The sequence below is a fragment of the Paenibacillus sp. Y280 genome, assembly GCF_056786335.1.
The window spans coordinates 1-24,670 of the sequence record NZ_JBXCIW010000025.1 but is presented as its reverse complement, the minus strand read 5'-3'; the positions used below and the strand labels follow the sequence as shown (position 1 = coordinate 24,670).

Genomic DNA, 24,670 nt, shown 5'->3' with positions numbered 1-24,670 from the left:
GTTGCATAAGTGCTACCCAACAATACGCCTATTCGACATGTAAGTTCCAAAAAAAAAGTGTGATCACTACATTATTCTACAAAACCTGAATATTACCTCTTCTTTACGGAAACTCCACATGAGAATAGCGGTATTGAGAGAAAGCTCCATCTTGGAGCGTTCTGCTTTTAATTTTATAACAACCGACATTCCAATTACAAATTTCTTCAAATAAAGAAACATAAAGGGATCAATATCGCTAAAACCGTCGTATTCAAGCCATTTAACCGACATCTTATTATTCCCTGCTCGTCCACTAAAAAAAAGCTGGAAAAAACAGAAAATAAGCGAGATAATTATAAATAGTAAATACGTATTAACGAGGTGTTTGTATGGAATTTATAAAACGGAATAAAACAGGTCTTATCTTCGGTGCCTTGCTCCTCATTAATGGGTTGTTTTTGTTATCGATCCTCCTTTCGAAAAAATAAAATTAACAGCGCAAGCCTGCTGTCCATTCGCCTATTACCGTAACTTTTTACGTTTTTCCTCAGCTCCCAATAATCTGCAATGCAGATAACAATGTATACTCATCTGAATATAAAATATTTTTTGCATTAAGATGATTATATATGCCAAAGAAACAAGAAAGGGAGCTATCGCATGGATAGTTCCCTTGTTGTGCTGCAATTGCAAAGCTTCTTATTCAGCTCAGTTAAAGGAGAACGAGGATGGCTATCCAAGAACTAAATGAAGCATCGTTGCACAATATGTTGCTTGCCGATAGCGGCAAAGCTGCTGTATATTTCTTCACCCCTTTGTGCGGTACATGCAAAATCGGCGAACGCATGCTGGAAATTGCTGAATTGACCGGCATTTCGGTCCCGCTTTACAAGTTGAATATCAACTATGCGCCGCTACTCCGTGAGCAATGGCAAATTTCAAGCGTTCCGTGCTTGGCAATCGTCGAGGATGGCGAACTGATTCAGAAGGAATATGCGATGCAGTCCGTTGACCATGTCTATCTGATGCTGAAGTGAGTGTACTAAGCATGGTTCCGCTAACGACGCTGAAGAAGGCTTTCGTCTTATGCTGCACGGGCTAGCGACAGAGCAGCTTCATGCGCTGCTTGTCGAGCTAAAGCAGAAACAGCAGCAGCAAGGCTCTTATTAAGCAACCCCACATCATAAAAAGAAGGCAACCACCGTTATTCACGGGATTGCCCTTCTTATTTTGCCGCATTATTGACGCGTTACAGTAAAGCCCTTCTTCTCAAGCAATGGCACGATGCCATCCTCGCCTAGCATATGTGCTGCGCCAACAACGACAAAGTAGGTTTTCTTAGCAGTGTCGTTCAAATAGCCCGTAACTTTATCGACCATTGGAGCGTTGCGGTCTGTAAGCAGTGCTTTTCTAAACTCCTCGTTCGAAGACGTTGAGTTGGTCAGCTCAAGCAGCTGCTTCTCGTCCCCGGTTACCCACATTTCTGTAAGCTTCTCGATGCCGGAATCCTCTTTATAATAATTTGCAAGGGAAGTGTTCAACATCTCCTCCTGCAGCTTACCAGAGAAACCATTAAACATTTTTAGCTGATATTCGATCGATTCAAGCTCAAGAATCGGCTTCTTGTTCGCTATAGCCTGCTGCAGGAAATGAGCATCGATTCCGATTCCCGGATTAAAGCCTGATTTTGCCGTTGTGAGGTAATCGATCGTGGAAGTCACGCTCCAAGGCTTGTACGTATCCAGCACATTTTCGGCCAAGCCGTTCGCCTTCAAAATCTCTCCCAGCTTCTTAAACGCATCTGCGGAAATATGATCCTTAAGCGTTGTGTTATCTTTATAGACGCTTAGATCAAGCACAAGCTTCTTAACTTCAGCGTCATTCATTTTCGAAATATCCGCCTCTACGGCCAAATAGTCGGAAGCCTCATAGGCTTTCTGAATTTCCGGACGAAGCGGATACATCGCTTGGTTCGCAATATGTATCGAGCCTAGCAAATACACCGTGTTGCCCGCATTCTCCGTTTTCCATAGGAAGCCGCGGCTCGGCTCCTTAACTTCAAGGGATACGGCACGCTTATCTTTGTTCCAAGATACTTTGTAGCCTGCCGCCTCGCTTGCCGTGCGCAATGGAATATAAACGTTGCCTTTAACAAGCTTAGGAGCTACAAGCAACCCTTGCTCGGTTTCGTTAATCATTGCCCCAAGATTGTCAATTTGGAATAAAAGGACCAGTCCTTCCTTCTTGCCGGAAATAACTTGGTCCTTCTGGTCCCAGGTTACTTCGAAACCAAGCTTCTCAAGCAGCAGCTTCGCTGGAACAAGCGTCGTTCCCTTCTCTATAATCGGCTGGAACTCGCCAAGCTGCACTTGCTGGTTCTCTACCCAAACCGTTACTGGCTTTGACTCCGCTTTTACGTTAGTTACGAATGAAAATAGTAGAGCTAGAGTTAGAAATAGTGCTGCAAATTTCTTCATAATTGGACCTTCCTTCATTAGTGATCGGCCTTAAACCGTATTTTCTTTATTACGAACAAATAGCCCCTAACGTTCCATATTTTACATATAGGACCCACGCAATAACAATATCGGAAAATACCATTTTTGTTTTCGTTGCGTCTTGTAATTGGAGTAATATATAATGCGCTTTAAAATTAGAGAGATATTGTTCGTCAATAAAAAAGACACGCTCAGCTATAAACAGGCGTGTCTTTCTCGGGTTATTAACAAATTTATTACTCAAACGAATATCCCAAAAAGCAATCGGCATTTCTCATGCTGGGGCTAGAAATATAGATTTGATGCCGTAGCGGCGAGTTCCATAAGGTTAGCCGTTTGATTTGGTTTCCAGCGGTTTAAGTCTCGCTTCAATCTGCGCACGCTGCGGCTCCAGGAACGGTGGCAATGCCAGCGCTTCGCCCAAATGGTTAATATCTTCATCAGTAGCGAAGCCAGGACCATCAGTAGCGAGCTCGAAAAGGATGCCGTTTGGCTCACGGAAGTAAAGCGACCGGAAATAGAAGCGATCGACGAAGCCGGAGTTAGGAATGCGTACTCCGCGAATATGCTCAATCCACTCGCGTAGCTCGTCGTCGTTGTCAACGCGGAACGCTACGTGATGAACTCCGCCATGGCCCTGCTGCTCGCGCGGCAAATCATGCCGCTCCTCGATATGAATCTCGGCGCCGCTTCCGCCTTCGCCGGTTTCGAATACGACGATATCCGGCTGGCCTGCAATCGTGGACGGGTACTTCCCTTTTTCGCGGAAGCCCATCAACTGAGTGAGTACGAGCACGGTTGGCTCAGGATTTTTGACCGTAAGCTGTACTGGTCCAAGTCCGAGAATGCCGAATTCAGCAGGCACCGGGCTTTTATCCCATGGAATGCCGCCTTTGACGCCTTCGTTATGTTCATCGGATACGAGCACGAGACGCTGCCCCTCAAAATCTCTAAAAGCAATCGTATTGCGGCCTGCGCGTTCCATGATCTCGTCATGGTCAACGCTGAACTGCTCGAAGCGTTCCTTCCAATAGCGCAGCGCTTCATCATTCGCCACCCGTAGAGATAGGGATGAGATGCTGCTTGTTCCCGCACGGTTTTTACCTGTCATCGGAAATTCGAAGAAGGTAAGCTCCGTTCCCGGATTTCCTTTCTCATCGCCATAAAACAAGTGATAGACCGAGGTCTCGTCTTGATTAACCGTCTTCTTCACTAAGCGAAGACCTAGCAGCTTCGTATAAAAGTCAAAGTTGCCGGATGCGGTACCTGTAATCGCGGATACATGGTGAATGCCTTTAAGTTGCATAATAACAACCTCCTAATCATTTTTGGGAATTATCGGATTTTCGTACGTTATTAATTTTGTAATTTTTTGAGCAAGTCGAGCAGCTGCCGCTTCTCATCCCGATTCAATGCGTTATACTGCGACGCCTGAAAATGCTCCTGCATGGGGACGACGTCATCATACAGTGCCTTGCCCTTCTCTGTTAATGATACATATTTCGTTTTCCATTCCTGTTCGCGCTTTATGAAGCCCAGCTCCTCAAGCTTGCCCAGCAGCTGTGTAATGTTTCCTTTGGTGACAAACAGCTTGTCGGCTAACTGCTGCTGCGTCAATCGTTTATTAGTGCCAACTTGTGCAACAATATCGAAATGTGAGACAGACAGGTTCCATTTTTTCAAATGCTCATGGGTTTCTTTCAGACTTTGGTTATAAACACGCGATAAGCGATACCATATCATTAAGCCTAATCGCTCGTCTCGTTTCGAAAGAGAAGCTTCCGTATCTTTTTGACTCATTGGTTCACCTCGCTCTTTGTTTATAATCATCAGTTTAGACCTAAACTGATAAAAAGTCAAACGTCGACATCCAATCCCCTACCACGGGCTAGGGTCAGCGCAATCGCAATATGTTAAGATAGGCGGATATAACGCGTAAGGAGAGCCAGCATGATAGAACGAAACCCTTATAGAAGGCAGCCGCTGCCGATTGGTCAGACTCCCCTTGACCTCGCAACAAGAGCGAAACGAAAGCGAAACAGGTTTTTGCTGCTGATCATTTTGGCATTAACCGCAGCCATAGTGTGGAAAGCTATACTTACATTCGAGCCATACTTGCCTAACGACGATATCATTCCCGCTATTCCGATAACGGAACTGCATCCGGTCGTATTTGCGAAGCAAAATGAATTGATCGCTCAAACGAGCAAGGCTGGCATCAAGATTCTCATTACGGACGGCTTCCGCTCAAGCGAGGAGCAGGATGCTATTTACGCTAAGGGTCGAACGACAGAGGGCAAGGTCGTTACTCAGGTGCAAGGCGGGCATTCCTACCACAATTACGGACTCGCCATCGATTTTGCGCTGCATACCAAGAAGGGTGAAGTCGTATGGGACATGGAATATGACGGCAACAAAAACGGGAATGCGGATTGGATGGAGGTTGTTTCCATTGCGAAGCAGATTGGCTTCTCTTGGGGCGGCGATTGGAATAACTTCCCCGACTACCCGCATCTTCAGATGGATTTCGGCTATTCCATCCGCCAGCTCCGCAATGGACAGCGGCCGCCTGCTGAATGATTGAAAATAGCTCCGGGTTCGCAAAAATAAGCTGTCCCAAAAGGCTTACGACCTTGAAGGACAGCTTAATTATTTGCACACAATCCGCCAAATGAACATCTGGGTCTCCGCCAAAGGTCAGCTTGCCAAGTGGTCAACTGGCGCTCCGCCAGCGGAAATAGAATTGATCTAGAAATTGATTAAACGCCTCAGAACACACAAAAATAATAAAATTCTGCATTGCAGCATAAGAAAAGGTGACTTAGCCGATAGTAAAAACGTCCAGCCAAAGGGCTTTCTCTCGACGCCCGCTAAATGACGAACAAGCTGATGAATTCTATCCGTCCAGCACTCTACAGCCCAGCTATAATTTCATAAGAACGCAAGCGTGCCTTATGATCGAAAATATGCGCAGCAACCATAATCTCATCCGCTTGCGTTGCCTCAATATATTGCTTCAGCTTGCTGCGAACAGTCTCCGGCCCCCCAACAATGGAAGAGCCAAGCTGCTGCTGCAAAGCCATTTTCTCCTGCGGTGTCCAAACGGTATCCATATCGCGAACCGGAGCCGGCAATGGACCGCGCGTATTGCGGATAAAAGAAAGAAATAATTGCTGCATGGACGAAGCTAGGTAAGCCGCCTCTTCATCCGTATCTGCCGCAACAACGTTGACTGCAACCATTCCCTTTGGTTTATTGAGAATTGCCGATGGCTTGAAGCTGCTGCGATAGAGATTCATAGCAGGAACGGTAAAGTTCGGCGAGAAATGTCCTGCGAATGCAAACGGCAAGCCAAGCTGCGCAGCCAGCAAAGCGCTAAAATCGCTTGAGCCCAGCAGCCAAATCGGAATTTCCAGTCCTTCGCCTGGAATCGCCCTTACAGGCATGCCAACCGCTGCGCTGGACGGATCTAGAAATGCGCGGAGCTCTTCCAGCTGCTCGGGAAAATCATGCCCATTGCTTTTTCTGTTTCCGCGAAGCGCTGCTGCTGTAAGACCATCCGTTCCCGGTGCGCGGCCAAGCCCAAGATCGATACGACCGGGGAACAAAGACTCCAGTGTGCCAAATTGCTCGGCAATGACAAGCGGTGCATGGTTGGGCAGCATAATGCCGCCTGATCCTACACGAATCGTCGATGTGCCTGCAGCAACATGGCCGATAACGATTGACGTAGCCGAGCTTGCTATGCTGGGCGCATTATGATGTTCGGCGAGCCAGTAGCGGTTGTAGCCCCATTTCTCCGCATGCTGTGCAAGATCTAACGTATTTCTCAGCGATTCGGCAACTGAGCCTCCTTCAACAATTGGAGAAACATCGAGCACCGACAATGGTATGTTAAATGTTGCATTTACTAGCGTCTGTTCTGACATCACGCTCACCCTTTCATTATCATCGGAAGTTATAGCTTCCCTGAATCCATTTTCTAATTAACTGTATGAATATTTGATACATATTAAACAGTAAAAAGCTGCTTTTCTAGTACGACAGCAACAATCAGCGGTAAAAACTGCCTTTTATCGTTTTACCGCTAATTGTTGTTGAAGCAGCCGTATTCCTCGCATCCGTACAAACATATTAAACCTGCTGTGTTTTATACTGCTGCTGACATTTTCGGATCTTATCCAAAGCGGTTTGCAGCGTATTTTGCTCCAGGTAAGCCTCATAATGCTGCTCAGCTTCATAGAAAAAATGATCCATAACAGCCTGAATATTAGCCGATACGAGACAATCCTCCTCCGGGTTGCCGGAACACCAGTGAGGCTTCAGCGTGCCGCCAGAAATTGCGCGGTAAATTTGAGCAAGCGTAACATCGCCCGGCTCGCAGTTCAAAATATATCCGCCGCCGATTCCTTCCTTCGTCTTCACAAATCCGTGCTTCCGCAGCGTGCTCATAATTTTGCGAATGCGCGTTGGATTCGTCGAAACGTTCCGAGCGATCGTATCGCTGCTGGCCATATGATCAGGCAAATAGGCTAACAGCACGAGACTGTGAACCGCTACCGTAAATTCACTATTCATTTTCACAACTCCCTCTCAAGAAGGATACTGTAATATTATTGCATACAGTTGATAAAGTCAAACCTTCCAATCTAAGAATAGCACAGAGAGAAAGTGCTCGCATAGCTTTCTCTCTCTGTCCCCTTCTCAAATCGATAGAATAGACCGAATTTTATCCAATGATGCCGGCTGCTGCCATACTTGATACTTATTGCCGTCCGGGTCCTTGAAATTAAGCTGCAGGCCACAGCTGCCCTCATTCCGAATATTCTGCTCAACCCAAGCTCCCGCTTATATTTCTTTATAAAACAGCGGAATTCCAATTTTGCCCAATCATCTTTCTCATCCTTATTCTAGCGGTGCTGCTCATATCGGCTGCTTCGGCTAATGCCCTGAATAGCTTCTAATTCAAGTGGCGTAAGCGGTGCAGCCTCACACGCCGCTATATTGTGCAGCAATTGCCTGGAAGAGCTTGCGCCAGGAATAACCGTCGCTACAGCCGGATGGGCTAGTGCATATCGGATTGCCGTATGGGCCATGTCACGGGAGCCATCTCCCGTTTTGAGCAATGCAGCACGCAGTGTTGAGAGCTCTTCCTTGCCGTAATCCAAATAACCTTTCTCCGCTTTCCCAGCGCCATCATCAGTCAAAATTCCTTTTGCCACCGGACCGCGGGCAATTAAGCTTAACCCCTTCTCTGCCAGCAGCGAAAGTACATACTCTTCCGGCCTTCTATCCAATATGCTGTATTGACTCATCACACTGACGATATTTGATCGCTCCACGTACTCGCGAATGACGTTCGGCCGAATGGAGGATATGCCGTAATAACGAATATGCCCCTCCTGCTTAAGCTCCTCGAACGCCTCTATGGTCTCCGAGATAGGATCTTCCAGCGTACCCCCATGCAGCTGATAGAGATCAATATAGTCCGTTTGAAGCCTCCTTAGGCTGTCCTTCACTGCTGCCTTGATATAAGCCTTGGACGGGTCCCATGTCCAGCCTTCCTTGCCAGGCTCCCAGCGATTGCCGACCTTTGTGGCGAGTATAACCTCTGAACGCCTTCCCCGAATGGCCTCACCGACAATTTCCTCATTAAGCCCTTCATTATAAAGATCTGCCGTATCCAGAAAATTGATGCCCCCGTCAATAGCTTCATGCACGAGAGCTGCCGCCTTCTCCTTGTCCGTCCCAAGCGACATGCAGCCAAGACCGACTTCACTTACGTAGAGCTCTGATTTTCCTAGACGATTGCGCTTCATCCTTGAACACTCCCTTCATTATCCGATCCTATTTTCAAAAAATAAATCTCACATTCAGCCATTTCCGTCTATTGTTGTTGTAGGGCACGTTGCCTCTGCATAGGCAGTAATCTGATCCAAATCTGATCCAATATACGGTGGAGCACTTTAATCGAAGGCTCGCTTTGAGCGAATTACCCTCGAATATGCTCTTCCGTCTGAATATACGGAGCATCGATCAGCTCGGAGGACCAATGCGCAAACATCGATTCAATGCAAGCTGGTGTCGTCTCCAGATGGAATTGCAGCCCGAGTACATGCTCCCAGCTCATCGGACCGCCGCAAATAACGAGCAAATCCGTCTCATCAAGCCAAGCAGCTTGTAGCGATAGCCAAGCTCGTTTGAAATGAGATCCGCGTATTTTTTGACGAGTGAGCTGTTTCTTTCAATCGTATCCTCCGTAAATCGAAGAGAAAGCCCTGCCACATTCAACGAGCCAATTACCATGTTCTCATAAGAAAAGATCGAGGCGCCGATACCGGTCGTTCCCTCCGTTGCCTCGCCTGTCGTAATTTGCGGCTAGTTTTTTGCGAATAGATCTACAATCTAGATCTATGTGTGATCGAACGACGCTCCAATGATCATATAGTGGGTGGGGGCGCTGAGATTGGACTATTTTCTAGACTTATTACAGCAAATATGACTGGTTTGCGTGGAATAAATCTACATTTTAGATCTATTCTCCATGGAAGAGAGCCTAGTCGAACTCCGTTCAGCTTTGCTCCCTCAATCCACAACCGATGCATCTGGATTAATTTCTCAAGCTGGCGGGCTCTTTGAAGGCGAGCAGCTTGCCCTTTGCCTGCACTATGATCATGCCGCTCTCCGAAAGTGTCTCGCCAAACACTCTGCTGCCCGTTTTCATTTGCAGCACGGGACGGGTTGATGCTAGATCAATAACAGATAATGTGCCATCCGTTTGCGCTGCATATATTCCACGACCAATTAAATCAAATCGAGCGATCAGTCCTGTTAATCCATCATTGTAGGAAACTGTCGTCTTATTCGCTAGTTTGACACCGTAAATGCGGCGACCGTCCGTAAAGAGCAATTTTCCGTTATACGGGCCTGCCGCATAGTCAAATGTTTTTTCCTTTACAAACTCAGGAGCATAGACGGTTGGAGCCGTTGTGGCCGGATCAGCGTTTCCAGGATAACGATATACTTTGGAGTCTAGGCTGACATATACGTAGCCTTCGCTAAGCCAAGCCTCTCCTTCATTACCGAATTCACCTATTTCCAAATTAATATGCAGAGGATTATAGCGTACGCTCCTCAATACTTTCCCCGTTTTCATATCGATTGTATCCAGCTTCGTCAAAGGGCCAGGCTCAAACAGGTTTACGTGTTTCTGCACCGTGACGGTCCCGTCCTTCGCTGCAATTGGCAAGCCGTAATAAGGCTGATTCCATACTTCCTCCCCTGTCTTCCTGTTAAAAGCATGAAGCAGCGAGTATGTATACGCTCCCGACAGCTCATTTGCCATCCATATATAATCTCCATTGATCAGCATTTTACCGGGCAGAAACTCAATATAGTTATCACGCCACTGGCGTTTTCCACTTTTGATGCTGTACGCTGTAATATCTCCATCCAGCACAAAGAGCTGATCGCCCTCAACGACAAGATCATCAATAGCTTTGGCGTTTGTCGGAGTTACCCAAGCTTTCTTGCCTGAAGCCGAATGAACGGCATGCACACGTCCAGAGCTGGAATTGACATAAATTCGTCCTTCCTCGTACACGAGTGGAGCTTTCAACTGGGTGCCGTATTCCCATAGCTTCTTTCCGGTTTGAATATTCACCGCTATCACTTTACCCTTTTGCATATAAAAGGCTTTGCCTTCCCCTGTCGCTGCTATTCCGTCGTAAGCTAATGACCACTTCGGCTTCACGATTGGCGCAACGATGGCTGTCTCCTCATTGTCTCCCACATAGGAGGTATGCGGATCCACTGCTGCCGATACAACCGTACCGGCGAGCAGCAGCGAGCAACAGGTCATGATCAAGCCGCGGGCAAAATTCGATATCCATTTTCTCATACAGCACCTGCTTATCTTTTCGATTTAAATGCCTACTTACATACGCAAAAAAATGGAAAATGTTGCACATTTACAATACCGCCTAACAACAAAAAAATGACCAGCTTAAGGCACTTTGCCTTCACCGATCATTTTCTATTTCATCCTTATTATCATCCTTGTTTCGGGAAAGGCTTTCTTCCAACAAAGCCATCATGCCAGCCATGATAATGGCTAATATGCTCTTCCCCTTCCTTCCAGCAAATGAGAATATCCTCGCCATCCAGCACGGCTGGAAAATCGATCAGCCCTGGATTGATCATTTTCAAAAGCACGCCTTTTCGCGAAAAGTTGTCAATCAGCAGGTCCGCCTCCATCTTCATGAATTCCAGCTGACTTTCCTGCTCGAAGAAAGGATCCTCGCTTCCTTGTACAGCAGCTAAGGATTCCTCATACACTGCTTTTTCCTTCTGATAATCTACATATAAGTTCTCGAACTGCGCCGTTAATTGCTGAAGCAGCTTTAAATCCTCCTTCAATTGCGGCAGCAGCTCGTTCGCTTCGTCTAGCGTAAAGGTTTTATTCTCCATCCTATGTACACTCCTTATCCGATTGCGCTTCTTTATCGATGAGCCTCTATAGGATATGGTAACCTCTTTTTGCCCAAAAGCATAGCAATCCTCTCATTCGCCGCACAGAAAGGAAAAACAGAACTCTTTACCGAATACTCCTATAGCATTGGCGCGTCCATATAAGAAAAATTCATTTGATAAGGAGATGAGGATGAGAAAATGAGATTCGTGCAAGCCTCCAGAAAGTCGGAGGGTATTATTGTTCGGTCATCGGACCGGAGACAAATTCGAAAAATTCGTTTTGAAGACTACGAGAGAACGTTGAAGAAATAAAAAATTGAGTAGTAAGAGTGTGGCTGACGGTCAAAGCATATGCATCAGTCCTCTGGCTCGCCGTCCACAATAAGTTGAACGCGATCGTTGTAGAAGGCAATGCGACCCGCTATCTCAGATAGCTCCGGACGCGGATCCGAATATGACCATGCAACGTTGACATCATCTTCGCTCAGACGCCAATATCCATCCGAGTACCCCTTATAGGGGCACTCGCTCCAATAGTCGGTTTTAACCAGCGTGCTGAAATCTACGTCGTCTACCGGAAAATAATATCTGACCGGCAAGCCAGTCTCGTACACAAGTACAGGGTCATGCGTCTCCGCAATCACTCGGCCATTCGCCCACACGACCACATGGCGGCTGCTCGGCAGGGCATCAACCCGGTTGTACGGATCACGCGGATGGGTCATCACGGGCTGATCCTCCTCAAACCAGCCATCGAGCACGCCGTGAAACCAGTTGACTCCAAGATAGCCCTTAAGTCCCTCGACGTTCCATGACCATGCCGCGAACGGTATGTAGCGTTCTCCGAGCTCTAGATCGAACCAGCTCACGTCCGTCGTTTGCGGCCTGTAAAACTCTTGAGGTCCCGGTCTTTCCTGTGACGGTATTAGCAAATCCGTTCGCACGTGCTCGATAGGAAAGCCATACTCGGGAACCTTGTGCCTCGGCTCCCATACCAGAATCTGCGAACGGCTGTCGACCACCGCAATCTCGCCAACCACAGCGCGAATCCATCGTGCGCTCGATTCGAAGGTGAAGCGATCAGGATACGGGGCAAAGCGACGTGTCAGAGTTGAGCTCTCCGTGGGCAGTACAGCATCGACCGAACGTTTCTCAAAGCGCGGAATGACACGCCTTTCCGCATCTGATATGATGAATGGCACGCGTTTAATTGAAATGTTCGTACTTGGATCATGGTGAGTCATTTTCAACCAACCCCTTTATAGAAAATAAAACATAATCCGAAGCAGCTTTACTCCCCTGCAAACATGCAGCAAACGCAGCACGCTGGTTACATAAAGCATGCTTCTTCCCCCAAGATTATCGTGCTTTATTACTTTAATAAGCCATTCGCCGTCAGCCATTCTTTGGCGACATCCAGCGCAGGCCTCTGCTTCAGCTCCACTTCCCCATTCAACCTCTGCATCTCGGCTTCCGAAATTTTGCCGGCCAGCTTGTTAAGCACCTCATTCAGCTCGGGATGCTTCTCCAGCACTTCGTCGCGGACGAGCGGCACAGCATAGTAAGGCAGGAAGACATGCTTGTCATCTTCAAGCACCACGATAGGCTTCACCGTAATGTGGCTATGTGTCGTGTAAAGAATAAACGAATCGATCAGCCCTTGCTCGATAGCTTTGAAGGCCAAGCCCGTATCTTGAATGGTTTTGATTTCCTTGAATTTAGGATTGTATACTTTCAATATCGGCGGCCAGGCGTCTGGGCGATTCAAAAATTCTTCGCTTGCGCCAAAGGTCAGTTCACTGGATTTCTCCGCAAGCTGCGAGGTGGTCTTAATTCCGTATTTCTCCGCGATATCTTTATGCAGTGCAAAAGCATACGTATTGTTGAAGCCGAGCGGGTCAAGCGTCGTAAGTTGATTATTTGCTTTTAGCTCCGCCTTCACCTTGTCATATGCCTTCTGCGGGTCAAATTCCGGCTCTGCCTTCAATATATTAATGAGGGCCGTACCGGTGTATTCTACATAAAAATCAACTTTCTTTTCCTTAACTGCACCCCATAGCAGCGCGTTGTCCAGTGTTTCAATATTTGTCTTCAAATCGGTATCCTGCTCAATAAGCAGCTTATAGGCATTCGCCAAAATATCTGATTCCGCAAAGCCTTTAGTAGCAATCTGAATGGTATCGGAAGCACCTCCTCCAGGATTGGAGCAGCCTGCAAGGAGCAGAATCAAAAGTCCTAGGCCGATTACAGCTTTTCTGTATCTCCCTCCCCCCTTCTTGTGATTGCTTCTGCTGTGCCCGAATGTTTCTTTCATCTGATAATCCCCTCTCGACTAAATGAATTTGTTGGTTGATAATGCATGCAGACAAATTTTATAAAAAAAGCCTTGTTCTCCCCTTGAGGGAAAACAAGACCTCCAACCGTTTGGTCGATCAGTGTTATATCTGATTGCGGAACATTCCTGATATTAACCGAATTTCGCCCTTGCTTTGGCAAGAAGCTCACGTTTATCATAGTCCAGATATTGAACCGCAAAGGTTCGCGCCGGGTCTCCGGCATAGAAACGCTCATAGAGTTCATGTCTTGCACCAAGTTGGCTGCCCACCAATTCCCAGGACAGCTTAAGCAGTTTCCCGCGCTCCTCGGCGCTGCGGTCGGAACCCCGGAAATATTTCTGCAATTGCGGCCCTAGCGGCCCCCGCAGATCGTCCAGTCTCGAAGGGACCTGCAGCATACCCGATCCCGATAACTGCTGCAAAATTTCAATTGCTCGCGGGTAGTATTTGTTGCCCAAATTTTTGGCTGTGGCAAGCTCCTGCTTGCTTGGCAGCCACACGCCTAGAGGATGAAGCGTACCCTTATGCTCGGATGAATACCATAACGCCTTGACGGATTCCACCTGGAAAGCCAGCTCCGCAAGTTTCTCCTGCACATGCGCGAATTTGGTAATGTTAATCGATTCGGCAAGCTCAACGGCAACAGCGGTGACGAATTCCAGCTTGCTTACGAGTCTCACGACAATTTCATGCAGTCCGAATCCATTGGATACATGATCTGTACGCAGCTTCCACAATGTATCCGGATCTTCTTTCACCAACACCCGCTCCCAGGGAATCAGTGCATCATCGAACACAATGACGGTATCCATCTCATCATAACGCGAGCTTAGCGGATGATCTTCTTCCTCCTGGGATGCAAACGATTCACGGCTAATCTGGTATACGCCCGGGTTATTGGCAGGAATCACGAATAAACTCGCATATTCCTTTTCGGCTGCTGTTTTTTTGGCGAGTGGAGAAATAATAATTTCATCCAGGTAGGCCCCCCCAGTAGCAATCATCTTAGCCCCGCGAACGATGATTCCGTCTTCCGTTTCCCTCACAATTCGGACAGCGGTGTATAAATCCCCCAGATCATGGGCGAGCTTGCTGCGATCGACTTGCGGATCATGACCAGCCGAAGTGATGAGGAGGTCGTTATCTCGTACATATTTAAAATAGTTTTCGATTCTCTCAGCAAAATGAGGCTGCTCCTGATTGATGAAATTCCGATTAATATAAAGACCTGTAATTTGGGACCGATAGGAACCTGCAACCCTGCTCATTACACCGAACGTTGCATCCGACCAGATTTTAAAGGAATGGCCTCGGCGGATATTGTCTTCTTTTTCGGTAGGTATTAAATAAGCCAAATTCGCCTTAACCCCTGTTTCCGTCTCAAAAGTAAGCTGCGGGCCGATGCCCGGATCATCCTGCAAATCTAAAATGGATGCTATAGATGCAACTGTGCCCCGGAAGTCGGGATGCGAGGGGAGATCCTTTACCCATTCTCCATTCAGCCATACTTGTCTTCCGTCATTTAAACGCTCAATATATCGTTTGCCAGATGACAATTCGCTCACTCCCTATTCATAAATATATTATCTTGCTGGAGTACCAACCTTGCTCCAAAACTTTGTGTACAGCTCTTTGTAGAAATCAAACGCATATTGTTGATAAAACAGAGCCGATTGTACGATCGGATCGCCAAACGTATAGAGCTCATGCTGCTTTCTTCGATAAGCCTGTTCGCCGCCTATAAGTGTCAACACTCCGTGCAGCAGTGTTGCCTTCTCCCCGTTACCGCGCTGACCGGAAAAAGACAAGTGCGGAGAATCCAAAATTGCGCTTTGGCTAACTCGATCGAGCACATCCAGCGCATGATGAATATATGATCCTCCGGCTTTCTTTGCCGCCTGCAGCGGGGTAGCGGAAGGGAGGAACAGACCCGCTTCGTTAGCGCTCGCTCCTTCTTCAGCTGTGAAAATGAATGCTTTCAGCACTTCAAGATGCTGCACAATTTCGCCTAAAGACGTCTGAATATGTAGTTCCTTGTTCAAGCCATTCTCTTCTGCAAGCGCAAATGCTGTTCCGGCTATTAGCTCCAGCACGTCCAGCTGTCTTGCAATCCATTGATAATCGGCAAGAGATACAGCAGCAGGCTGCTGAGTCAACTGCTTGACACCCGCTGCATCGTTATTCACCAATATGCGTTCCCAAGGTATGACGATGCTGTTATAGATGACAGTAATGCCCGCCTGCAAATCAGCGTGTACCTGAACCTCCAATTGCTCGCTGCTTACTGGAATAACAGCGATTCCTGACGAGACTCTCTCCCCTTCCTGGTTGAAGAACACCAGCAATTCGTCCGCAAATAGGGCGTCTGCTCCAAAGGTTTGCTTGCCTTGTAACCGAATGCCGCTCTCCGTCACACTTATGATAGGATGAATCGTCTCAGAACCCGCTGCAAGTGGCTTGATCTTATGAAAAGAGGTCGTCAGCCTGCTGCGCTCTCGCAAAGCAGACTCGAACAAATTCGCCAACCGCTGGGCATCAAGATGCTCCCTGATCTGATCGAGCTCCCTGTTGCCGTACCAGCCGGACCATAAAGAATGGGCATAATCGCTCAAACCGCTTGCAAATACGGAGCTGCCGCCAGCAATTTGATACCAGCCGGATCGTTTAGAACGCAATTGATCCAATGATTTGGGGAGGGTATAAGCTTGCTTCCAGCTCTCACCTTCCAGTGCCTCCAGTTCCTGAGATATGCTGTTCCACTCCTGTTGCAACGCTTGCTGAACCTGTGACGGTAAATGTTGTTCTCTGTTGTAAAAGGCTGCTTTTGATCCGATTTTGAATGACAGATCATGTGATGTGCTCATTTTCACTTTCCTCCTCTTTGATCTAATGGGAAGAGCGCGCTGCATGGAAGACGATATAGGATTCATCATCCGAAGCGGTGGATTTTCTGCCTCTTCCCCATCCAACCGATTCGCGGTAGCTGCCAAGAAGTCCATCTTCAATAACGGTCGACTCTTCAATCCTCTCTATTCGATCGGCGTTAGGCGACACGTAAAGCGCATCAACAGGACAATACAGCTCGCACATAAAGCAGGTTTGGCAGGCCGATTGCCTGGCAATGACCGGAATATCATCAGGTACTTCCTGAAATACGTTGGTCGGGCAGATCCTTACACATTGATTGCAGCTAATACAGCGGTCGGCACTCAATATCTCGATCATGGGCGGATTGCCTCCCTTATGTTCCCAGAGTATGGGCCAGTATGCGGCTTAACCCAAACTTTATCCAGACCACCGCTAATCAAGCGGTAGTGTTGGGCAGCATCCTTACCCGGAAAATCCGTTCGTACATGCATGCCCCGCGTTTCCCTTCTCTCGAGGCCGCTTTCGTACATCCATCTGGCAGTAGCCGTCATAGCGGCGGCTTCTCTCACACTTATCGTACTGCCTTCTCCTGTGCTTACTCCCTGTTTGATTTCGTGCCATAACTGGTTCAGACGTCCCAGCGAGTCCGTAAGGCCCTGCTCGCTCCGGAACCAATTACGGTCATACGGAAACACTTCATCTTGAACAAGTCGGGTCAGTTCTTCGGTATTCACAGCGCTTTTGTGTGAGTTAGGTTGTGTCGGCACTCCTGATTGCTCTGACAAGCCGCGGGCATTTCTATCCAAGCGGTGTGCTCCCTGCTTCAATGCAAATCGGGCTGCACCTTCGCCTGACCAGTAACCTGAAGACATCGCCCATGCCGCATTGTGGCTGCCACCGCCTGTAAATCCGCCACATATCAGCTCGCGGGTCGCTGCGTCACCTGCCGCATATAGACCGGGAACCTTGGTGGCACAGGTTTCATCCACAATGTTAATGCCTCCTGTGCCCCTGACCGTTCCTTCATACCTGAGTGTGATAGGGAATTTCTCCGTAAAGGGATCGATTTTAAGCCGGTCGAAGGAGAGGAAGAAATTTGGCTGCGCTTTTCTCATTGCCAGCTTCAAGGCTTCGTCCGCTTTGTCCAGACGTGCGTAGACCGGCTCTTTAAGCAGAGTCTTGGCAATGACCGAACGGCCTCTTCGCGATCCCGCTCCTTCGACGACTCTGCCATCCTCATGATAGAACGTTGCAAAAGTGTAAAAAACTGTCTTCGTCACCGATGAAAAATGCGGAACGATCGCATAGGCTGTTGAAAATTCCATACCCGAAAATTCCGCTCCAGCTTCTCCAGCCATCAGATAACCGTCACCAGTCAGAACATTGGTACCCAGCGCCTTGCTTAGAAATGCGCATCCGCCTGTGGCGATAACGACCGCTGCGGCATCAATACGCCATGTTTGCCCAGTCTGATCCTGAATGCCTGTTGCCCCAGCTACACCATGGCTATCGGCAAGCAATTCCAGTGCCGGGCTATGATCCAATATGCGTACGCCAGCTTTCTGTACGCGCTTGCGCATCAGCCGCATATATTCCGGTCCTTGCACACTGCTATAATTAAACTCGCCCGTTTGATCGATCGGGAAAGGATAACCCCAGTCCCGGATTTGATGTATATTATGATAGGTACGATCGAGAACGCGCAGCATCCATTGTCGGTCCGCCAGATGTCCGCCAAGCTCTGCCCGGCTCATCATCGCCTCTTCACGCTCTTGTTCATTCGGCTTTATATACCAAAGCCCCGTCCCAGCCGGTGCCGTCGCCCCGCTTGTTCCGCAATAGCCCTTGTCAACGAGAATGACACTTGCCCCTTGCTCCGCTGCAGTAATGGAAGCCCATGCGCCAGCAGGTCCGCCGCCTATAATGAGTACATCGGCTTGCAGCTTCAATCCTTCCTTACTCATTTCTATCAGCCCGCCTTCCTTAATTTCATGCTTACTGATCCAATGCCTCTCTTACCCGTGAGAGTAATTGTCCGTTTTTCAACAACCCGTATGCCTGTGCGATATCTACCGATAAATTTCGATCCTCAGCTAGAAAAGGGACAACCGAGCGAATCGCTTGATAAGCAGCTCCGGTGCCTTTGCCCAGACGAATACCACCCCGCAAATCAATGGCCTGTGCTGCATGAAGCGCCTCAATACCGAGTACAATGTGAAGCCGGTCGATGATTTCACGTGTTTTGGCTACAACAAACGGCGAATTGGCTGCATGATCCTCGATGTCCCCGGCGAGTGAGAAATAATCAGAAGAAGCAGGATTAATGAGATGGCGAATTTCCGTGTCCAGTGAAGTAATCGTCTTCTGTACGGTGCAATAGCCGATCGAACGGCTTTCGTCTGCAGTCAGAAAACGGCTTAATCCCGTAAAAGCAGGCGTACCTAACTTGATCGTCCGATAACAAGCGCTCTTGGATATGTGATGAAGCGCACTCCCAAGCATTTCAAAACCGAGCGTCCAGGATACCGGCTCATAATTGGCGCAAGAGATAATCCTACGTTCTTCTACTATCACGCACGGATTATCGTCCGAGCTATTAAGCTGGATTTCCAGTTGATCTTTCGTGTAACGGAACGCATCGTAGGCAGCCCCATGAATCTGGCAGGCATCGCGAAAGCTGAGCGGGTCCTGCAGCGATTCCGGATTATAGCTGTCCCATAGATCGCTCCCCTTAAGCAAGCTTTTGATATGGGACAGGCTTTGCAGCTGACCGGGAAACGGGCGTACCCGATGGACCGCTTCATCCAATGGGCTGACATTGCCGCGAATGGCTTCCAGAGACAACGCGAATACAATATCAGCAAGCTTCAACAGTTCTCCGCATTCATGCAGCGCCAGAGCTCCTGTTCCCGCAGATAATGCGTTGGTACAAATCAGTGATAGCCCGTCTTTTGGCCCGAGTACAAGCGGCTCAAGCTCAGCCTCCCTCAGCGCAGCGTCCGCCGAGAGCCGCTCTCCTCCCCTATCGACCTCCCCCTCTCCGATAAAGGCAAGGCCGATATGCGTAACGGTTGTAATATCTGCTGCTCCTACAGAGCCTCTGAGCGGCAGTAGAGGATGAATGCCAAGATTCAAAAATTCGGCATAACGCACAGGTATCGTGGATTGCGAGCCTGTGCAGCCAAGCAGCAGTGTATTCAGTCTGGCAACCATAACTGCCCGTACTTCTGCTTCAGTGGCATAAGGTGCTACCCCGGAACTATGCGACAAAATCAGGTTGCGGTTAAATTGTTCAAAAACCGCCGGCGCAACCACCTTATCCTTGTTCCATCCTACTCCCCGGTTAAAGCCATATACCGGTACGTCCTCCTCAACCAGCTCTAATACCAGTTTTCTCGCAGCTTCTACACGGTTCATGGCCTCTTCCGAGATTTTCACAGACCTGCCGTGATGAGCGACATCATAGACATCTTGAATCGTCATTCGCTTCCCGTTCAGAATCAGCGCTTCGCCTGCGGCGCTATGATGGTTGCGTATCGTTTGATTAACTGTCTCCAACTGTCATCACTCCTTTGGATGCTTGACAACTGTGCATCCTGTGTTTGCAAGATCTATTTAATTAGTCCCTGAGCTTTTAGCCAATTTCTTGCTACATCAATTGGGGGTTTGAGTTGCTGCTCGACTTCCCCGTTAAGCCTCTGCATATCTTCCACCGTGATCTTACCAGAAAGTTTGTTGATGGTTTTTTCGAGCTCTGGATGTTTCTTTAAGGTGCTGGAATAGATAACAGGAATCGCATAATAAGGTACAAACACATTCTGATCATCCTCTAATGCAACAAAGTTGGAAATTAGAAGTTTACTATCTGTCGTGTCTAGATTGGTAGAATCTATTAATTCTTGTTGAATAGCCTGATAAGATAACGATTTGTTCTCAAATGGCTTAATTTCTTTAAATTTCATGTTGTATTTCTCCTGAATCAATGGCCAAGTATCCTTTCGTTTAAGAAACTGCTGGTTTGTACCAAATATAATCTCACTTGATTTTTCCGCCAACTGCGACATGGTCGAAATATTATATTTCTCAGCCAACTCCTTGCGCAGCACGAACGTGTAAGTATTGTTAAAACCAACAGGGTCCAACACTGTAATATTAAAATTTTCTGCTAATTTCTTCTTCACGATGTCATATGACTTTTGCGGGTCATATTCCGGTTCGGCTTTGAGCATATTGAGAAGTGCAGTTCCGGTATATTCCACATAGGTATCCACAGACCCTGATTTGATGGCTTCCCATAACAGGTTATTATCCAGCTTTTTAACGTTTGTCTTCAGATCGGTATCATTCTCAATCAGCAATTTAATCATATTGGCCAAAACATCCGACTCTGCAAAACCTTTTGTAGCAATATTGATTGTGTCCGTCTTGCCAGTTCCTTCCTCCAACTTGCCGCAGCCTGTAGTAGCAGCGAGCAAGATAATGACGAGTCCTGCCACCCACGATGCCTTCAACCAACGATGTGTCTGTCTAAATCCATTCATAATAAATACCCCTCTTAAGTTCATTTTATTTTATGTCTTAAACCTTTCGGTGTTAAGATACGATTCAAACCAAGCAATAATAAATTAATAATAATAACCAATAATGATACCGGTATCGCCCCTAGCAAAATGATTGACGTGTTAATCATCGATATGCCCCGCGTAATAATGTCTCCGAGTCCGCCCGCTGCAATATAAGTGGCAATGGTGGCCATGCTGATGGTTTGAACAGTAACAAGTCTTACGCCCGCCATAATGATGCTCCTGGCAATAGGCAGCTGCACCATCCGCAATATTTGCAACCGTGTCATGCCCATTCCCGTCCCTGCTTCAATCAAAGCAGGATTAACACCACTTATGCCAACGTACGTATTTTGCAAGACCGGGAAAAGCGCATATAGTGTAAGAGCAATGATTGCGGGTTTAACTCCGATGCCGAGCAGCGGAATCATGAATCCAAATAACGCCAAACTTGGGATCGTCTGAATAACAGACACCACTGTAATCATAATATTGGCTAGCCGTTTATGCGTAGAAACATAAATGCCTGCGGGTATCGCTATCGCACAAGCTATGAGGACTGAAATGAACGACAATTGAAAATGCTCGATTGTTTTTTGCAAAATTTCTTGCCAATTTGTTCGGAGGATCTCCCAGAATTCAATCATGCAGTTATTTCCTTTCTCAAATTGGTTGAATGTGCAACCCCACAATAAAGTTTAAAGGTTGTATGCAAGCGGAAACCTTTCCGCACCTAGAAAATCGCGAACAAAATTGTTTATGGGTGATTGCAATAGCGCATTAGGTGAACCTTGTTGAACAATTGTCCCTTCATTAAGCAAAACGACTTGATCTGCGATCTTCAGTGCTTCTTCAATATCATGAGTGACGAATACAATTGTTTTTCGAACCTGTTTATTTAAATGAATGAGTTCTTTTTGCAATTGAACACGGCTAATAGGGTCGAGCGCGCTGAACGGCTCATCCATCAGCACAATCGAAGGATTGGCAGCCAGGGCACGAGCAACGCCGATTCGCTGCTGCTGTCCGCCACTAAGCTCATGGGGATACCGTTTAAGGAACTTAGCCGGGTCTAGGCCGATTAAATCCAGTAGTTCCGTGGCCCTTGCAATCAACTGCTGTTTTTTCTCACCTTTTAGTCTGGGCACAATGGAGATGTTCTGCTCAATTGTCATATGAGGAAACAAGCCGATCTGCTGAATAACATATCCAATGTTTCGCCTCAACTCCACGGGATCGAGACTGCTGATAACTTTTCCCTCCAGCAGGATTTGCCCGGATTCCGGTTCAATCAATCGATTGATCATTTTAAGCAGTGTCGTCTTCCCGCAACCGGAGGGCCCGATTATCGTAATGATTTTTTCTTTTGGAATGACCAGATCAAAGTTTTTCAATACGCTGCTGGAGCCATAGCTCTTACTGACTCCAATAAATTCTACTGCATTCCCACTCATTCCATCATCCTCCTTAAAAAAAGTTAAATAAAAATAATTAAACAAATAAAAGGACTTATTTCTCCCTTTATTCGGAAAAATAAGACCTCCATTTGTATGGTCAGTCTAATATGTGATTAAATAACCATCTAAATACAATGATTAAGATTTGTAACTTTATAATTACTATGCAAAACTTGTAATAAGCTACTGATGTAATATTATTAGCATTAATCAGTAATGTCAATGGTAATTTCAAGTATTCTTATAGGAATTAAAGAATTATCGAAATCCACGATGTAGATCCAGCTATTTTGCTTAAGTTTTACTTTCATAGGCGTTTAATCAAATCCCAGATTCGCGAGCCCTTCTTCATCAACTACACCGAAATGAGATTTTAATGAAGACTGTAATCAGCAATTTTTTTAATAATGAACATTAATGGAGCTAATTGGATTCGGCACAAGCCATAAATGATTGCAATCGCGTCTAACAACAAAAAAAAATGACCAGCATAAGGCACTTGGCCTTCACCGATCATTTTCAAAAGATTTATCAATGAGTCTCAATAGGATATAGTAACTTCTTTTTGCCCAAAATCATTGCTGGGATGAGCTTGACCATGTGTCCATGATCGTCGTCAAAACTCTTTCCCTCTCACCTTTGCAAATATCATCGTATCTCGCAGCGAGCCGTCAATTGCACATTTTTCAGAACGAAGAATGCCTTCTAACGTAAAACCTAATCGTTCCGCTACTCGCGCGCTTCGTTGATTTCGTGAGTCACAGCGTATATCAACGCGATTGGCGTTTAGATCGTGGACAGCAAAATTCGTTATCGCTTCAGCCGCTTCCGTAATATAACCGTTGCCACTAAATGCTGAACGGCCCCAATAGCCGATCTCGAACTTCCGTGATTCCCAATCGATTCGATGAAGACCACTGCTGCCGATGAGCTGACCTGTCTCCTTCAGGAACAGCAATAGCATCAAATCGGTGCGCTCCAGGTACCTTAAACGTGCGCGCCTAATGACGATTTCCGATTCCTCAACTGTGGGAATGCTTTGTGCCCATGGCATCCATGGCTTAAGCTCGTTGCCGCTTTCAATGACCGCCTCATTTAGCTGAATTCCGTCTCCCCATTTCGGTGCAAGAATGAGCAGTCGATCGCTTTCAATACTTTCGGGAATGGATAACAAAATGGGATTGGAAAACAAATCGCTCATAAAGGCATGCCTCCTAAACCTAGTTTAATGGTATCATCTATAAGTTTTTATAATAATACACCGTGTCATGAAGCTCCCCATCTGCAGATTTTGCGTAACGAGGAATTCGCCCTGCCTCTATATAATCCATAGAGCAATATAATCGATTAGAGGGATCGCCAGCCCGAGTATCTAAGACGAGCAAATTGCGATTTTCCTCTCTTGCCCTTTCTTCTGCCGCAGCCATCAGCATATGTCCCAGCCCTTTGCGGCGGGCATGTGGATGAACCATGAGCTTCGCAATTTCAGCGCGGTGTGTTCCATTAGGACGCGAGCAAAGGTGCAATTGAACAGAACCTGCCGTTTCTCCATTCCGCTCTGCGATCCATAAAATAACATCATCATGGATGACCTGTGACCAATACGAAGTCGCTTCTGCCAAGCTTAATGGAGGCAAGAAACCGATGGAGGCTCCTTCATCGACTATCTCAACGAGTAATGAAGCAAGACTTCCTAGCCTTTTCTCCGACATTTCGGACAGCTCGCTAATTATAAAATCGGACGGCACAGTATTTCCCTCCTCTTTTGCGTAAAATCGCCATCATTATAAATGTCTATTTCTCTTTTCATCCAAATGAATATCTAGCGCTTGAATTGCCCGAATTAAAAATTTAATCAATAAATAAAGGCAATAGATGCCCATCAGCGCAAATAGACCGTTGAAAATGAGGATGATGGAAGAGGATAGTCCGAAAAACATAAGCACTCATCCTTTCTGAATTATTTTAAATAACTATACTCACACAATCTTACCAAAAAATCCCTTTAGAAAACAACCATGTTGACGCTATTCAACAGGAATATTATACAAATGCAAACAAAAAACTCCTAAGATCTGATTGATCTTAAGAGTTTGAACGGAAGTAAATGATGCCGATGAGAGGACTCGAACCTCCACGGTTTCCCTCACGATTTTGAGTCGCGCGCGTCTGCCATTCCGCCACATCGGCATCTCAACAAAGATGGCGTGCCCTAAGAGATTCGAACTCCTGGCCTTTTGATTCGTAGTCAAACGCTCTATCCAGCTGAGCTAAGGGCACATGTTTTGAAAATAAGTTGGAGGCGCCACCTAGACTCGAACTAGGGGTAGAGCTTTTGCAGAGCTCTGCCTTACCACTTGGCTATGGCGCCAACTTTATGGAGCGGAAGACGGGAATCGAACCCGCGACCCTCGCCTTGGCAAGGCGATGCTCTACCGCTGAGCCACTTCCGCAAATGAATGGCTGGGGATTCAGGGATCGAACCTGAGAATGAC

General features: G+C 47.0%; 25 protein-coding genes and 4 tRNA genes. 2 read left to right on the top strand and 27 right to left on the bottom strand.

All coding sequences use genetic code 11. The features are described from left to right. Window positions 1-66: 66 nt before the first annotated feature. Complete coding sequence (locus tag AC1TPC_RS22960; protein ID WP_482069123.1) at window positions 67-273, bottom strand: hypothetical protein; 207 nt, start codon at window positions 271-273, stop codon at window positions 67-69. Between the two features lie 437 nt (window positions 274-710). Here AC1TPC_RS22960 and AC1TPC_RS22955 point away from each other — a divergent pair, with 437 nt between their 5' ends. Next, on the top strand, window positions 711-1,019 hold the full coding sequence (locus AC1TPC_RS22955; protein ID WP_482069122.1) for a thioredoxin family protein: 309 nt from the start codon (window positions 711-713) through the stop codon (window positions 1,017-1,019). A gap of 201 nt (window positions 1,020-1,220) precedes the next feature. Here the strand turns inward: AC1TPC_RS22955 and AC1TPC_RS22950 are convergent, their stop codons facing one another. From AC1TPC_RS22950 to AC1TPC_RS22940, 3 genes are all read right to left on the bottom strand, one after another. Continuing rightward, window positions 1,221-2,459 (bottom strand): TraB/GumN family protein, encoded by a 1,239-nt coding sequence (locus AC1TPC_RS22950; RefSeq protein ID WP_482069121.1) that lies wholly within the window; start codon window positions 2,457-2,459, stop codon window positions 1,221-1,223. A gap of 349 nt (window positions 2,460-2,808) precedes the next feature. Continuing rightward, entirely contained in the window at window positions 2,809-3,786 is a 978-nt protein-coding gene (locus tag AC1TPC_RS22945; protein ID WP_482069120.1) for a ring-cleaving dioxygenase, read from the bottom strand. A 50-nt stretch (window positions 3,787-3,836) separates the two neighbouring features. Next, on the bottom strand, window positions 3,837-4,280 hold the full coding sequence (locus AC1TPC_RS22940; protein WP_482069119.1) for a MarR family winged helix-turn-helix transcriptional regulator: 444 nt from the start codon (window positions 4,278-4,280) through the stop codon (window positions 3,837-3,839). Window positions 4,281-4,430: 150 nt separating this feature from the next. Between AC1TPC_RS22940 and AC1TPC_RS22935 the strand changes: the two genes are divergently transcribed. Further along, window positions 4,431-5,060, top strand: a complete 630-nt coding sequence (locus AC1TPC_RS22935; protein ID WP_482069118.1) for a M15 family metallopeptidase — start codon at window positions 4,431-4,433, stop codon at window positions 5,058-5,060. A 332-nt stretch (window positions 5,061-5,392) separates the two neighbouring features. On the opposite strand, the gene AC1TPC_RS22930 is transcribed toward AC1TPC_RS22935, so the two are convergent. The 23 genes from AC1TPC_RS22930 to AC1TPC_RS22820 all read right to left on the bottom strand — a co-directional run bounded on the left by AC1TPC_RS22930 (window position 5,393) and on the right by AC1TPC_RS22820 (window position 24,628). Further along, on the bottom strand, window positions 5,393-6,409 hold the full coding sequence (locus AC1TPC_RS22930) for an LLM class flavin-dependent oxidoreductase (protein ID WP_482069117.1): 1,017 nt from the start codon (window positions 6,407-6,409) through the stop codon (window positions 5,393-5,395). Window positions 6,410-6,614: 205 nt separating this feature from the next. After that, entirely contained in the window at window positions 6,615-7,058 is a 444-nt protein-coding gene (locus tag AC1TPC_RS22925) for an Rrf2 family transcriptional regulator (RefSeq protein ID WP_482069116.1), read from the bottom strand. Between the two features lie 332 nt (window positions 7,059-7,390). Then, window positions 7,391-8,299 (bottom strand): aldo/keto reductase, encoded by a 909-nt coding sequence (locus AC1TPC_RS22920; protein WP_482069115.1) that lies wholly within the window; start codon window positions 8,297-8,299, stop codon window positions 7,391-7,393. Between the two features lie 173 nt (window positions 8,300-8,472). Next, entirely contained in the window at window positions 8,473-8,610 is a 138-nt protein-coding gene (locus AC1TPC_RS22915) for a hypothetical protein (protein WP_482069114.1), read from the bottom strand. Beyond that, window positions 8,607-8,786, bottom strand: coding sequence for a hypothetical protein (locus AC1TPC_RS22910; protein WP_482069113.1), 180 nt, complete (start codon window positions 8,784-8,786; stop codon window positions 8,607-8,609). Before AC1TPC_RS22910 ends, AC1TPC_RS22915 begins: the two co-directional genes overlap by 4 nt. A gap of 304 nt (window positions 8,787-9,090) precedes the next feature. Continuing rightward, window positions 9,091-10,380: an outer membrane protein assembly factor BamB family protein gene (locus AC1TPC_RS22905; RefSeq protein WP_482069112.1), complete on the bottom strand. Its 1,290-nt coding sequence runs from the start codon at window positions 10,378-10,380 to the stop codon at window positions 9,091-9,093. A 152-nt stretch (window positions 10,381-10,532) separates the two neighbouring features. Further along, window positions 10,533-10,949: a DUF2203 domain-containing protein gene (locus AC1TPC_RS22900; protein ID WP_482069111.1), complete on the bottom strand. Its 417-nt coding sequence runs from the start codon at window positions 10,947-10,949 to the stop codon at window positions 10,533-10,535. Window positions 10,950-11,308: 359 nt separating this feature from the next. Further along, complete coding sequence (locus tag AC1TPC_RS22895) at window positions 11,309-12,196, bottom strand: DUF427 domain-containing protein (RefSeq protein ID WP_482069110.1); 888 nt, start codon at window positions 12,194-12,196, stop codon at window positions 11,309-11,311. 128 nt (window positions 12,197-12,324) lie between these two features. Beyond that, complete coding sequence (locus AC1TPC_RS22890; RefSeq protein ID WP_482069109.1) at window positions 12,325-13,266, bottom strand: ABC transporter substrate-binding protein; 942 nt, start codon at window positions 13,264-13,266, stop codon at window positions 12,325-12,327. A 153-nt stretch (window positions 13,267-13,419) separates the two neighbouring features. Further along, the gene (locus AC1TPC_RS22885; protein WP_482069108.1) at window positions 13,420-14,844 is read right to left on the bottom strand and encodes a 4-hydroxyphenylacetate 3-hydroxylase family protein; all 1,425 of its coding nucleotides are present in this window, start codon (window positions 14,842-14,844) and stop codon (window positions 13,420-13,422) included. A 27-nt stretch (window positions 14,845-14,871) separates the two neighbouring features. Continuing rightward, entirely contained in the window at window positions 14,872-16,152 is a 1,281-nt protein-coding gene (locus AC1TPC_RS22880; protein ID WP_482069107.1) for a 4-hydroxyphenylacetate 3-hydroxylase C-terminal domain-containing protein, read from the bottom strand. 22 nt (window positions 16,153-16,174) lie between these two features. Continuing rightward, entirely contained in the window at window positions 16,175-16,513 is a 339-nt protein-coding gene (locus AC1TPC_RS22875) for a 4Fe-4S binding protein (RefSeq protein WP_482069106.1), read from the bottom strand. Further along, window positions 16,510-18,120, bottom strand: a complete 1,611-nt coding sequence (locus tag AC1TPC_RS22870; RefSeq protein ID WP_482069105.1) for an FAD-dependent oxidoreductase — start codon at window positions 18,118-18,120, stop codon at window positions 16,510-16,512. The genes AC1TPC_RS22875 and AC1TPC_RS22870 overlap by 4 nt, the downstream gene beginning before the upstream one ends. Before the next feature lie 31 nt (window positions 18,121-18,151). Beyond that, on the bottom strand, window positions 18,152-19,714 hold the full coding sequence (locus AC1TPC_RS22865; RefSeq protein ID WP_482069104.1) for an HAL/PAL/TAL family ammonia-lyase: 1,563 nt from the start codon (window positions 19,712-19,714) through the stop codon (window positions 18,152-18,154). 53 nt (window positions 19,715-19,767) lie between these two features. Beyond that, window positions 19,768-20,697, bottom strand: coding sequence for an ABC transporter substrate-binding protein (locus AC1TPC_RS22860; protein WP_482069103.1), 930 nt, complete (start codon window positions 20,695-20,697; stop codon window positions 19,768-19,770). A gap of 20 nt (window positions 20,698-20,717) precedes the next feature. Then, entirely contained in the window at window positions 20,718-21,365 is a 648-nt protein-coding gene (locus AC1TPC_RS22855; protein ID WP_482069102.1) for an ABC transporter permease, read from the bottom strand. Between the two features lie 51 nt (window positions 21,366-21,416). Then, window positions 21,417-22,172, bottom strand: coding sequence for an ABC transporter ATP-binding protein (locus AC1TPC_RS22850; protein WP_482069101.1), 756 nt, complete (start codon window positions 22,170-22,172; stop codon window positions 21,417-21,419). A 619-nt stretch (window positions 22,173-22,791) separates the two neighbouring features. Then, on the bottom strand, window positions 22,792-23,376 hold the full coding sequence (locus AC1TPC_RS22845) for a GNAT family N-acetyltransferase (RefSeq protein WP_482069100.1): 585 nt from the start codon (window positions 23,374-23,376) through the stop codon (window positions 22,792-22,794). A 37-nt stretch (window positions 23,377-23,413) separates the two neighbouring features. Then, entirely contained in the window at window positions 23,414-23,923 is a 510-nt protein-coding gene (locus AC1TPC_RS22840) for an N-acetyltransferase family protein (RefSeq protein WP_482069099.1), read from the bottom strand. A gap of 363 nt (window positions 23,924-24,286) precedes the next feature. After that, window positions 24,287-24,365: transfer RNA gene (locus AC1TPC_RS22835), tRNA-Leu, on the bottom strand. Between the two features lie 13 nt (window positions 24,366-24,378). Continuing rightward, window positions 24,379-24,455: transfer RNA gene (locus AC1TPC_RS22830), tRNA-Arg, on the bottom strand. 17 nt (window positions 24,456-24,472) lie between these two features. Then, window positions 24,473-24,546, bottom strand: a tRNA-Cys gene (locus tag AC1TPC_RS22825). Between the two features lie 7 nt (window positions 24,547-24,553). After that, window positions 24,554-24,628, bottom strand: a tRNA-Gly gene (locus AC1TPC_RS22820). Window positions 24,629-24,670: the final 42 nt, after the last annotated feature.

What these genes read in the sequence shown, in the direction of transcription:
- AC1TPC_RS22960 (WP_482069123.1), bottom strand. Translation starts at nt 273, where the DNA reads ATGTCGGTTAAATGGCTTGAATACGACGGTTTTAGCGATATTGATCCC.
- AC1TPC_RS22955 (WP_482069122.1), top strand. Translation starts at nt 711, where the DNA reads ATGGCTATCCAAGAACTAAATGAAGCATCGTTGCACAATATGTTGCTT.
- AC1TPC_RS22950 (WP_482069121.1), bottom strand. Translation starts at nt 2,459, where the DNA reads ATGAAGAAATTTGCAGCACTATTTCTAACTCTAGCTCTACTATTTTCA.
- AC1TPC_RS22945 (WP_482069120.1), bottom strand. Translation starts at nt 3,786, where the DNA reads ATGCAACTTAAAGGCATTCACCATGTATCCGCGATTACAGGTACCGCA.
- AC1TPC_RS22940 (WP_482069119.1), bottom strand. Translation starts at nt 4,280, where the DNA reads ATGAGTCAAAAAGATACGGAAGCTTCTCTTTCGAAACGAGACGAGCGA.
- AC1TPC_RS22935 (WP_482069118.1), top strand. Translation starts at nt 4,431, where the DNA reads ATGATAGAACGAAACCCTTATAGAAGGCAGCCGCTGCCGATTGGTCAG.
- AC1TPC_RS22930 (WP_482069117.1), bottom strand. Translation starts at nt 6,409, where the DNA reads ATGTCAGAACAGACGCTAGTAAATGCAACATTTAACATACCATTGTCG.
- AC1TPC_RS22925 (WP_482069116.1), bottom strand. Translation starts at nt 7,058, where the DNA reads ATGAATAGTGAATTTACGGTAGCGGTTCACAGTCTCGTGCTGTTAGCC.
- AC1TPC_RS22920 (WP_482069115.1), bottom strand. Translation starts at nt 8,299, where the DNA reads ATGAAGCGCAATCGTCTAGGAAAATCAGAGCTCTACGTAAGTGAAGTC.
- AC1TPC_RS22915 (WP_482069114.1), bottom strand. Translation starts at nt 8,610, where the DNA reads ATGAGCTGGGAGCATGTACTCGGGCTGCAATTCCATCTGGAGACGACA.
- AC1TPC_RS22910 (WP_482069113.1), bottom strand. Translation starts at nt 8,786, where the DNA reads ATGGTAATTGGCTCGTTGAATGTGGCAGGGCTTTCTCTTCGATTTACG.
- AC1TPC_RS22905 (WP_482069112.1), bottom strand. Translation starts at nt 10,380, where the DNA reads ATGAGAAAATGGATATCGAATTTTGCCCGCGGCTTGATCATGACCTGT.
- AC1TPC_RS22900 (WP_482069111.1), bottom strand. Translation starts at nt 10,949, where the DNA reads ATGGAGAATAAAACCTTTACGCTAGACGAAGCGAACGAGCTGCTGCCG.
- AC1TPC_RS22895 (WP_482069110.1), bottom strand. Translation starts at nt 12,196, where the DNA reads ATGACTCACCATGATCCAAGTACGAACATTTCAATTAAACGCGTGCCA.
- AC1TPC_RS22890 (WP_482069109.1), bottom strand. Translation starts at nt 13,266, where the DNA reads ATGAAAGAAACATTCGGGCACAGCAGAAGCAATCACAAGAAGGGGGGA.
- AC1TPC_RS22880 (WP_482069107.1), bottom strand. Translation starts at nt 16,152, where the DNA reads ATGAGCACATCACATGATCTGTCATTCAAAATCGGATCAAAAGCAGCC.
- AC1TPC_RS22875 (WP_482069106.1), bottom strand. Translation starts at nt 16,513, where the DNA reads ATGATCGAGATATTGAGTGCCGACCGCTGTATTAGCTGCAATCAATGT.
- AC1TPC_RS22870 (WP_482069105.1), bottom strand. Translation starts at nt 18,120, where the DNA reads ATGAGTAAGGAAGGATTGAAGCTGCAAGCCGATGTACTCATTATAGGC.
- AC1TPC_RS22860 (WP_482069103.1), bottom strand. Translation starts at nt 20,697, where the DNA reads ATGAATGGATTTAGACAGACACATCGTTGGTTGAAGGCATCGTGGGTG.
- AC1TPC_RS22855 (WP_482069102.1), bottom strand. Translation starts at nt 21,365, where the DNA reads ATGATTGAATTCTGGGAGATCCTCCGAACAAATTGGCAAGAAATTTTG.
- AC1TPC_RS22850 (WP_482069101.1), bottom strand. Translation starts at nt 22,172, where the DNA reads ATGAGTGGGAATGCAGTAGAATTTATTGGAGTCAGTAAGAGCTATGGC.
- AC1TPC_RS22845 (WP_482069100.1), bottom strand. Translation starts at nt 23,376, where the DNA reads ATGAGCGATTTGTTTTCCAATCCCATTTTGTTATCCATTCCCGAAAGT.